This is a genomic window from Coleofasciculus sp. H7-1, assembly GCF_057473865.1.
This window is the reverse complement of the sequence record NZ_JBYCCT010000010.1, coordinates 176209-187139: the sequence shown is the minus strand read 5'-3', so window position 1 is coordinate 187139 and position 10931 is coordinate 176209. Positions and strand designations below refer to the sequence as shown.

Genomic DNA, 10931 nt, shown 5'->3' with positions numbered 1-10931 from the left:
GCCACCGGGTTGTCCAGGGATGTAGCCACCTGGTTGTCCAGGGATGAAACCACCTGGTTGTCCTTGGATCACGATTGAGCCTTGTCCGGGGATGTAGCCACCGGGTTGTCCGGGGATGTAGCCACCGGATTGTCCAGGAAAGAAGCCGCCTGGTTGTCCGCCGATAGCGAAGCCTGGTTGTCCAGGAAAGAAGCCGCCTGGTTGTCCGCCGATAGCGAAGCCTGGTTGTCCGATTACATAGACGAAAGATTGTCCTGGCTGCATGAAGCCTGGTTGTCCGATTACATAGACGAAAGATTGTCCCGGCTGCATGAAGCCTGGTTGTTGGAATCCCCCTGGTTGCGGTATTATTACGTATTGCGGTACTAATGATTCCACCGTTACTTGCGGACGGGGTTCCACGGTTACTTGCGGACGGGGTTGCACCGCTACTGGCGCTGGGGGTTGCACCGTTACTTGCGGACGGGGTTCCACTGTTACTGGCGGACGGGGTTCTACTGGTGGTTTCGCTTCCACTAACTTCCCATACAGTTGGGCGCTGTTATCCCGATCTTCTTGGGTGATAAATTGATTAACCACCTTACTGTCTTGGAGAAACCCAGTAATAGACAGAGCGTACTCCTTACCGTCAACTGTTACAGTTTCGTGTGATTGTAGAGTGGGAACTGAGACTATATCTGGACAAGGGGGATTATATCCAGGTGTCGCCGGACAGGTACCATTAACACCATCATTGGGTGTCTCATTGTGGTTGAATATGAAGTTAAACTCTTTTTTTAAGCCCCCTTCAATCTCCAAAGTTAACTTTAAATTAGCTGAAAGAATGCTAGAGCCTTGAATTCGGTAATTGACGTGGGTAAATGTTCCTAATAAAAAGTCTGTACCATCTAGGGGTAAAGGCTTAGAATCTACCCCATCGAAGCGATAGGCACTTTGCTTACCTTCGGGATTCTTAGGGAGATAAGGAGTTCCCCAAATAATTTGGTTTGTGCCAACACCATTTAGATTACCAGCAGATGCATTCGCTTCTCCAGTTACATTTGCCCAAATACCAGAAGTTTTCACATTAGCCACAAGCTGTACTCCTTGATCTTGATTAGAATTGCTTTTGCGTATTGTAAAAAAAATTATACAGCAAACACCTAACAGATATACCACATTCATGTTTTTGGCTCCTCTTAATGATTAGTTAATGAGTTTAAAATTAGGAAAAACTTTTCTTAACAAAAATCGAAAAACGAAAACCTAAGCAAAGCAATTATTTATATATTTTTGTCCCGACTTGCTGGCGTTTATAAAGTGTTTAAAAATTTCAACTGGCGGTTGTGTTCAAAGAGACTGATTGAGCGAAAATACTGAGTAGTCAAACTAGACTGAAGTAACTTAGCAAAAAACATCTCACTCATCTTTGTTGTGTCTGTAGTCAACAAAACCTGCAAAACAATATTGGTAATTTTTTTCCAAATCTTAGATATTGCACAAATAGATGTGATAGTTGAAGGTATTTTTTAATTTATTGTAGCGCTCGTGCATAAAAGATAGCAAAGAATTCGACTTCGTTTTTGATTCCATCTCTGGCTGTGTTTCTTGTGTTGTTAAAGAGCTAGACACAATTAAACATAAAACCTCTTTCCTAACTTCTTCCTTACAAAGTGATGGTAATTCTCCCCTCTATCTTGTAGGGAAGGGGACTGGGCGTTAGGTATTTGTTACATTGATTTCGGCTCATATACTTAGAAGGTGAAACGAGAGACAAAAACTGTAGATTTAACATTGATAGTAGTTAGGCACACATCTTGCAGCCATCTAAGGTTTCTGGCGGACTATTAGGTTGATGCAAAATATCAAATGGGCAATTATAAGCTCTTTATTTATGCCTGGGCTGAAAACTTAACTACACCAGCTTAAATCTCCATTTTTGGTTGTCATTTCCTCGATTTTCAAACTGGATGACATTGGCTGCATTCTCAGTGCTATTATCTGCCACATTTAAGACTTTGCCGCTGTGTTTGGAAACGAGGTAGTAATAGCCATCTCCCGCCTCCTGTAACTGCCATTTTTGGTTGTCATTTCCTCGATTTTCAAACTGGATGACATTGGCTGCATTCTCAGTGCTAGCACCTGCCACATCTAAAATTTTACCGCTGTGTTTGGAAACGAGGTAGTAATAGCCATCTCCCGCCTCCTGTAACTGCCATTTTTGGTTGTCATTTCCTCGATTTTCAAATTGGATGACATTGGCTGCATTCCTAGTGCTAGCACCTGCCACATCTAAAACTTTACCGCTGTGTTTGGCAACGAGGTAGTAGTCTATTCTAGGTCGTGGGACATCCTGTGCAGGTGCTGTCGGAGTCGCCGTGGGAGTAGGAGTCGGAGTCGGCGTGGGTGTTGGAACCGTTACTTCTAGAACTTCCCAAGAACGCACAGACACTCCAGTCCCAATCAGGAAAGCATAATCGCCTGCATAAAACTGAGAGCCATTGTCCAGGTTTTCAATGGCTGACCCCACGCTTTTGCCTTTCGCCCCCACCATTGCCCAGATTCCTTTGTGGTAGAGATAGTAGACTTTGAGAGAGCCTAAAGTGGCACAGGCCTTCTTAACTGAATCTGGAATCGGGTTGTTGCTTTCTCCTTTCATAACAACAGCAACTATCCGCCCAGTAGGCAAACTACTAATTAGTTGCACAAAAGCATCCGCCGCCGTTGCATTCTCCGCTACATCAAAGGCGTGACTTGTTAATAAAGTGCCTTTGGCTTCATCAAACACTGCCACGTTCAGTCCTGGTTGATACCCTCCCTCAAGGGAAATATTGGTGCCGTTGAGAGTAATTTCTACTTCACCTTGATGCAGCGAACTAACTGAGGTAGCCCCTACCCCAAGGCGAGGAGTGTTGATTGGTTCTACTTCAAAGGCACGAGTTACGCTTACAGCTGAGTTGCCAGACACTTCTTCGGCGGCACTTCCCGGTTGAGTTCCTTTTTGCCCAATCAGTGCCCAGGAGTTTTGAAATTGCAGGTTAGGGTATTTAATGCTGCCGATTGATTCTAAGGCTTTATTAACACGTTCTGCGATCGCCGGGTCTGAGAATAAAGAAGCACTGGCGTCATCAAGTACAGCGATCGCCACGATTTGACCAATCACCAGCGTGTCGATGAAGTAAGCAAAGCTATCGGCATTCCCAGCGATAAAGGTATCGAATGTGGCACCAGAAATGACTTGACCTGTGGCTTGGTCGAAGACTGCCACGTTGAGTCCGCGAGTATAATTACCAAACCCGATTTCCGTGTCGTTGACGGTAATGCTGGCAGAGTTTCCGCATCTGGCACCCGCTGAAGAGACTTTGATCGTGATGGTTGTTTTACTCATAGTTATCGTTGTTATTGGTTTAAAGATGGAAACTGTCAGATGAAGGGGATGGATAGACGATTGTCTACCCGGCTAGGTTCTCTTCTTTTGGGTAAACTTGAATGTTAAGTACATCTTCGGGCACTCTGCGAATTAGCTCACCGTAGGACGGTCTCTGATGTTCCAGAGAAAGGCAAGGCGGTAAAGAAGGGGAACGAAGCCACAATTCATCGAACTCTGCCCACAAATGCCGCAACTGCGGGTTAATGGCACTGTCGGCTAAGATTCCCATCACAATTTGGTGTATACCAAGCAGGTCTTGTAAATTACCCCGCAGATAAAGCTTGTCAGTAACCAATGCTGCATCTAAGGTCAACCTGCCAGCAATTACATCTCGGAGAGTTTCGGCTTCGCTGCGAAAATTGACTGACTCCAGTGCCACTGGATATTCGCTTTTGACTTGGAGTTGTTCGCCGCCATGCGCCCGCACTCGCAACTGAATTCCATCCAGGTCAATTACGGCAGTTTTTTCCGAAACCGTTTGCACAAAATCTCTCCAAGTAGAGCCTCCTTGGCTTCGCAGGATTTCCACCAAGCGGTGCAGCCATTGTGCCAACTGTGCGTGGTGTTCTGAGGATTGATTTTCCATCAACGAATTCATATAGTCAGAGCGATCGCCCACAATCAAGTGATGTAAGTCTGTTTGCTTCCACTCAGAACTTAGCACTTTCAAATGAGAGCGATCGCCTTGGAACAATCATTACTGGCTTAAGTCTGAGGCATTCTCAAACAAAGCTATACCCCGCAGTCGCCAGCAGATTTCTCGGAGATTAATCAACCTTGCGCTTCTTTAAGCAGCAATTCCAAGAAATCATCAAGTTTTTCACTGTTTTGCTCAACTGTCTCAACGCCAAGTTCTTTCAAATCTTGCACGTTCTGTGGTGTAGAATTATCCATTTGCACCATTGTTTTGGGTTTGGGCAGAAGAGGGTCGATTCTGAGATAACTCTTCGGTTGATTAATGCAGTCGTAAATTTGTTGGAGTTGATAATCAACCGTTTGGGAAACTCCTAACATCATGATATCGATGACTGGTCTCACCCATTCAGCTGCTCCCCAATTTTTAGCTTGTTTGTACTCGTAATTGAGAGCAGTTCGCCCAGTCCCCAAAGACAGAATTAGTAAGTCCTTCGCGGAAATCTCGCTTACGTCCTTTGCTTGCTCTCCTTTTGAACTTAAATGTTTTTTCTGAACGAATCCTTTAGGAGTCTTCAAGAATTTCGCGTGAACTTCCGCATAGGCACAGAGGGTGGGATTGTTAGCAAAAACGCCTCCATCCACTAGAGGATAACTTACTCCAGAAAGCGATTGGGTATTAGTCACCTCAAAGAAAGTTGGGGCAGCCGATGTCGCTCGTGCCACGTCTTTTACATAGAAATCATTGCTGTCGCCCAACTCACGAGCATCGTGCTGGGTAAAAAACTGCGGTTTTCCTCTTTTAATGTCGTAAGAAGTAATGAGACAAGGCTTCAAAAGTTGACTTAACTTTGTATCTTGACAATAGTCTAAAATCAGCTTTTCTAGGTTAGCAGCGGAATATTTTTCATCCAAAATACCGTCTCCGGAACGCAGTCTTTGATATCGATCTGTAGCAAAAACTCTGTTGCCGTTCTCCAGATAAATATCGAGTGCGGATTTTGCAGTAATTCGAGGTCGAGGCTGAGTCGGATCGCTAGTCTGACCGGGAAGTAGATAAAGACAGCTTAAAATCCCCCCAGTACTGGTGCCAGCAATAAAGTCGAAATAGTCGGAAATTTTGGCATCAGCATTGCCCGTTCGTTGAATAATTTTTTGCTCTAGTGTTAATAAAATGGTGCCAGGAATAATTCCTCTGATTCCACCACCGTCAATCGAAAGAATTCGGAATTTAGCCATGCTCAATTTCTCCTTTGTTGTGAATCAATTCGCTTGCCGCCCAGTGCAACGACATAGGCAGTACCCACTTTTTCTATTCCCTGAACTTATTCCTTGTCAATCATATGAATCATTTCATAACCCTTGACACGAATAGCACCATCTGTACAGCCGAATGACCTCAGATGGAAAATGATGCTATTCAAATTATGTACTTGAAGTTTATCATCAAGGATTGAAGAGCGGGATTTGTTAACACTTTTTTTCATTTACAACATCGTGACAACTTATGCTAAAAATAGCATCAAGTCACCACAGTTTATAAGTTTACAGCAAAACAAATATAGCTGTTAATTGTACACCCTCTGAAATGAGTAAATTAACAATTAATTATTACCACAATAAAATGCTGAAAAATGAAACATAACAAATTATTACTTATTATTCCTTCTTATCCTACTTTTCCTACTTATAAAAGTAAGAATATTAAAATAATCTAAATATTTTAACTAATAACCTGTCTATTGCTTTAGTATGCGGCTCAAGCAGTAACAGCCTATTTACTTAACAAAATCAGAAGTAATGGACTTTGAGTGAAAATAAGGTGAAGTCTCCATTAGTGACAAATTAAGACAGCGTGCAAATTTATTAACAAATATGTAAAATAGCCAGTTTTTTATACACCTTAGCCCAGTAGCGATCGCTCATATCGCTCTAAGATCGTACCGAAATGACGCGGCGATTAATGTCTCAGCTGCCATGCTATCAACTGGCTTAGAAAACAAATATCCTTGCCCGGATTCGCATCCCATCGCCTGGAGTTGTTCCATCTGCTGAGTCGTTTCGATACCCTCGGCGGTGACATCCATCCCCAAATTATTAGCTAGCGTCACAATTGCCCGGACAATCGGTAAACTTTCGCCACCGATGCCCATCCGACTAATAAAAGAACGGTCAATCTTCAAGGTATTAATAGGAAAATGATACAACCGGCTTAAAGAAGAATAGCCGGTGCCGAAGTCATCAATCGATAGCTCAACGCCAAGCACTCTTAGATATTCCAGCATAGCGATCGCATCTTCATTGTCTGCGATCGCGCTTTCGGTAATCTCTAGCTTTAAACTGTAGGGATCGCACTCCGTCTTCCGCAAAATCTGGTCAATCTTCTCAATTAAATCGGGTTGCAAAAACTGCCTGCCAGACAAATTTACGCTCATTGTCAGTCCCCGGTAATTCGGAAATGCTGAATGCCAGCGTTGCAACTGACTGCAAGCCTCACTCAGTACCCACTCGCCTATCGGCAAAATCAGTCCCGTTTCTTCCGCCACGGGGATAAACTCAGCCGGGGAAACTAAGCCGCGTGTGGGATGCTGCCAGCGCACCAGCGCCTCAAAGCCAGTAATCTGACCTGTTGCCAGCGATACAATCGGCTGATAGTGCAGCCGTAACTCCTGGCGTTCCAGAACGTGTCGCAGATCCGTTTCCATCTGCAATCGGGCAACCGCTTGGTGGTGCATAGTCTTGTTAAACACCGCATACCGCGCCCTACCCAGTGCTTTTGCCCGATACATGGCAATGTCAGCATCGCGCAGGATGTCTTCTGCCTGGTCATAGCCCAGCATACTCAAAGCAATGCCAATGCTGATGGTGCTGAACACTTCTTGCCCCTCAATCTGCAATGGTTTTCGCAGTTGCTGTTGCAATCGATTGGCAATGAGAGTGACTTGACTCAGGTCTGATAAATCTGCTAGCACGATAGCAAACTCGTCTCCGCCCAACCGCGCCACCGTATCTTCTGGGCGCATAGATGCCTGTAAAATTTTAGCGATCGCTACCAGCAATTGATCTCCCGCTAAGTGTCCCAGGCTATCGTTAATCACTTTAAATCGATCGACATCCAAAAACAGCACAGCAAATAAATAATCCTGGCACTGATTAGCCCGTTCCAGGGTTTGTCGCAACCGATCCATAAAAAAAGCTCGGTTGGGCAAACTTGTTAGAGCATCGTGATAGGCTGCATGGAATAATTGCGACTCTACTTGCTTGCGCTTGGTAATATCGCGTTGAATTGCTAGGTAATGGGTAATCTCATCTTGTGTATTTTTGATGGGTTCGATGTGCCACTCGTTGTAAAACTCCGTGCCATCTTTGCGATAGTTGATCGCTTCGCCATAAAATACTTTCCCGTCGGTCAGAGTTTGCCGCAGTCGGTCGAGGAGAGTCCGATCGGTTTTTGGCCCTTGCAAGATTCTCGGTGATTCACCGATGATTTCCTCTGGGGTGTAGCCGGTCATTCTCGTAAACGCGCGATTGACAAAGACGATTTCTGGGCCGGGAAAAGTTAAGTCAGTGGAAGTGATAGCGATCGCATCTTCCGCAAATTCAACCGCCGCCGCCAGTTGCCGTAACCTTTCCTCTATTTGCTGGCGTTCCGTAATGTCAATCGCCACACCCACTAGACCAACCACTTGACCTGTTTGATTTTGCAGGGGGGTGGTGCGGTTTTCGTACACCAGATTACCCATCTGGGCAATCCAGGTCGCCTCTTTTCCAGCCAAAACGTCGCGAATATTGGCTAAGATGTCAGGCTGGTCTTTGTAAAGGTCAAAGATCGACTTTCCGACGACCTCACCTGCTTTCAATCCGACAGCCTCCAGCCCCTTGCCCTCAGAAAGCGTAAAAATGCCATTGCTATCCAGGGCATACAAGATAATCGGTGCATTTCCAACGCTGGCGCGTAGCAGCTGTTCATCACCTAATCCCAATGAACTGAGGCAATGCTGTGGCGATACATCCATGCTAGAACAGCCACCGTTCCTACCATTATCGATTTTTTCGCATTGCATCGTCCTGATCCTCTGGGACTGGGAGATAGGTTGCAGCTGCATAAGTTCCATACTTTTTCAGCTAGGGTTTTCCTACTAATTCTTAATTATTTCTTAAGATTCCGCACTTGGGAGCATCTGCCACCTAATCAGTGTATCCCTAACAACTGATTACGCAACCTGAGAGGGAGCCATCGGTAGTGGGGTTGCAGATTCGGCAGACTGCTGTAGCGGAATTTCTAGAACAAACTCTGTCCCTTGTCCGGGCGTTGACAGACACTTCAGTTGACCTCCGTGACGCTCCACCACCACTTGGTAGCTAATAGACAACCCCAGTCCAGTGCCTTTTCCTACAGGTTTGGTGGTAAAAAAGGGGTCAAAGATTCGTTTTTGTACGGCTTCGGGAATGCCGCAACCATTGTCTGCAATCCGGATAACTACTTGATTTTTGTTGTTAAGTGTTGTGCAAATCCGAATCGTCGGTAGTGGGGAATTGGCGATGGGGAATTGGCGATCGCCACTTTCTTCTCCATGATTCATCACCCATGACTCACGATCGATTTCCCCTTCCAGGGCATCAATGGCATTGCCCAGCAGATTCATAAAAACCTGATTCATCTGCCCAGGGTAGCACTCCACTTGGGGTAAGTTGCCGTATTCTTTGACAATCAGAATGCCTGGTTTTCCTCCCTGCGGCTTCAATCGATGCTGCAAGATCAACAGGGTACTGTCGATGCCTTCATGCAAATCCACCGGCTTTTTCAGGCTCTCATCATGACGGGAGAAATTCCGCAAGCTAAGGACGATTTGGCGGATGCGCTCCGCCCCCATTTGCATAGAATCCAGTAGTCTTGGGAAATCTTCAACCAGGAATTCCCAGTCGATTGCCTCGGCTTCTGTTTGAATTTCCGCCGCTGGCTGAGGATAGTGCTGCTGATAGAGGTTTAACAAATGCAGCAAGTCTTGGGCATACTGCAAAGCCGGGGTCAAATTACCATAAATGAAGGAGACAGGGTTATTAATTTCATGGGCGACACCCGCCACTAGCTGCCCCAAACTGGACATTTTTTCGCTTTGGATCAACTGGGTTTGGGTTTTCCGCAGCCGATGCAGAGCTTGTTTAAGTTTGGTCGTTTTCTTCCTTAATTGGGCTTCTGATTTCTGTAATGCTTCCTCAGCTTGCTTGCGTTCGACCAGTTCAGCTTCCAGTTGCTCAAATAGCGTCGATTGCTGAATGGCGATCGCTAGCTGCACGCCAAGCTGTTTGAGCAATTCCACTTCCGATGCCTGCCATTGTCGCGTCCCGGCGCAGTTTTGGGCAACGAGCAGTCCCCATAATTGAGGAGTGGATGAGGGATGAGGACTGGATGAGGAGTGAGGACTGAGGGATGAGGACTGAGGAGTGAGGAGTGAGGAGTGAGGACTGGATGAGGACTGAGGACTGGATGAGGACTGAGGACTGAGGGATGAGGACTGAGGACTCAGGACTGAGGACTCAGGACTGGATGAGGAGTGAGGAGTGAGTGATGAGGAGTGAGGAGTGAGGGATGAGGAGTGAGGACTGAGGAAGAGTCCTTTCACCTCAGCCCGGTTTTGCACAATCGGGACGACCAGATTGGCTTTCACCTGAAACTGCGCTAGCCAATCAATCTGACACTGACTGAGATTCGCCGTGTCGATATCCTCAATCGCTTGAATCTCACCTTGTTGGTAAAGAGGAAGCTGATTTTCCCCAAAACATCTGCTGTGGATCTGGGTTCCCAAACTCTCAGCCCAACCCGTGCCGACCGATTCTACAGCCCCGATCCCACGCCCATCTGGATGCAAGCGGTAGATCGTTACCCGGTCGGTGTTGAGAAATTGCCGCACTTGTGCTACAGCCGTTTTCAGGACTTCTTCCAGGTTCAGAGACTGGCGGATGCGCTGATTCATGGTTCTGAGCAGCCGTTCTCCGGTCGCTTGCTGCCACAAGGCTGTTTCTACCTGTTTGCGACCTGTAATGTCCATCACCGTCCCAGCCACCCGTGCCGGTGTATTGGTTTGGTCGCAAAACAGGGTCCCTGTAACGGCAACCCACCGAACTGCACCATCCGGGCAAAGGAGACGATGTTCGATGCTAAAGAGACGACCTGCCAAGTTTTCTGTCTGTGATGCTTCTACAATCTGCGCGATCGCTTGTGTCACGCGATCGCTCTCCTCCGGATGAATACAATTCAAATAAGCTTCATAAGTGCTACCAGAACCGGCTGGGAAACCCAATAAAGATTCTGCATTTGCCGACCAGGTTAATTGACCCGTCTGCATCTCCCACTCCCAAACGCCCATACTGGCAGCATTCAGGGCAAGTCCCAGCCTGGTTTCGCTTTTTTGCAACGCCGCTTGTGACTGTTGAAGAGCTTCCCGGCGTGTAATATCTGTATGAAAAACGAGAAACTGAGTCAGTTCACCAGTGGCGTCCCAGACAGGAGAAATAGTCAGCTCATTCCAAAAAGGCGTGCCATCTTGGCGATAATTCTTTAAGATCACCTGGCACTCTTGCGCTACCTGAAAGGCTTGGCGAATTTGTTCAATCGCAGCGGGGTCAGTATCGACTCCTTGCAAAAAACAACAGTCGCGTCCGATGACTTCTTCTGAAGCATAGCCGGTTATCTTCTCAAAAGCCGGATTGCAATAGACGATAGAAGGCTTGGGGCAGCTAGCATCCATAATGACAAGACCACCGGGCATTGCTGCTAGGACGCGATCGCACAAGCCTAGTCCTTCCGGATGCTTACTAACGTGGTGGAACTTGCCTAACGTGCCTTGCTGGCTTGCCATTGCAGCTCTCCGAAGCGATCGGTAGCGAA

The 10931-nt window shown here is 46.5% G+C and carries 6 protein-coding genes; all 6 read right to left on the bottom strand.

The window, feature by feature from the left end:
• Positions 1-1074: choice-of-anchor K domain-containing protein (locus AC2VDX_RS02785; RefSeq protein WP_486928088.1), on the bottom strand; the 1074-nt coding region annotated here is incomplete at its 3' end.
• 820 nt (positions 1075-1894) lie between these two features.
• Positions 1895-3367 (bottom strand): interleukin-like EMT inducer domain-containing protein, encoded by a 1473-nt coding sequence (locus tag AC2VDX_RS02780; protein ID WP_378172761.1) that lies wholly within the window; start codon positions 3365-3367, stop codon positions 1895-1897.
• A 64-nt stretch (positions 3368-3431) separates the two neighbouring features.
• Positions 3432-4073, bottom strand: coding sequence for an SCP2 sterol-binding domain-containing protein (locus AC2VDX_RS02775; RefSeq protein WP_378172764.1), 642 nt, complete (start codon positions 4071-4073; stop codon positions 3432-3434).
• A 107-nt stretch (positions 4074-4180) separates the two neighbouring features.
• On the bottom strand, positions 4181-5281 hold the full coding sequence (locus tag AC2VDX_RS02770; RefSeq protein WP_378172766.1) for a patatin-like phospholipase family protein: 1101 nt from the start codon (positions 5279-5281) through the stop codon (positions 4181-4183).
• Between the two features lie 683 nt (positions 5282-5964).
• On the bottom strand, positions 5965-8106 hold the full coding sequence (locus AC2VDX_RS02765) for a sensor domain-containing protein (RefSeq protein ID WP_378172769.1): 2142 nt from the start codon (positions 8104-8106) through the stop codon (positions 5965-5967).
• Positions 8107-8256: 150 nt separating this feature from the next.
• Positions 8257-10902, bottom strand: a complete 2646-nt coding sequence (locus tag AC2VDX_RS02760; protein WP_378178467.1) for an ATP-binding protein — start codon at positions 10900-10902, stop codon at positions 8257-8259.
• Between the last annotated feature and the right edge of the window lie 29 nt (positions 10903-10931).

Excerpts from the sequence above, each read along its gene's own strand:
- AC2VDX_RS02780 (WP_378172761.1), bottom strand. The coding sequence starts at position 3,367 with ATGAGTAAAACAACCATCACGATCAAAGTCTCTTCAGCGGGTGCCAGA.
- AC2VDX_RS02770 (WP_378172766.1), bottom strand. The coding sequence starts at position 5,281 with ATGGCTAAATTCCGAATTCTTTCGATTGACGGTGGTGGAATCAGAGGA.
- AC2VDX_RS02765 (WP_378172769.1), bottom strand. The coding sequence starts at position 8,106 with ATGCAATGCGAAAAAATCGATAATGGTAGGAACGGTGGCTGTTCTAGC.
- AC2VDX_RS02760 (WP_378178467.1), bottom strand. The coding sequence starts at position 10,902 with ATGGCAAGCCAGCAAGGCACGTTAGGCAAGTTCCACCACGTTAGTAAG.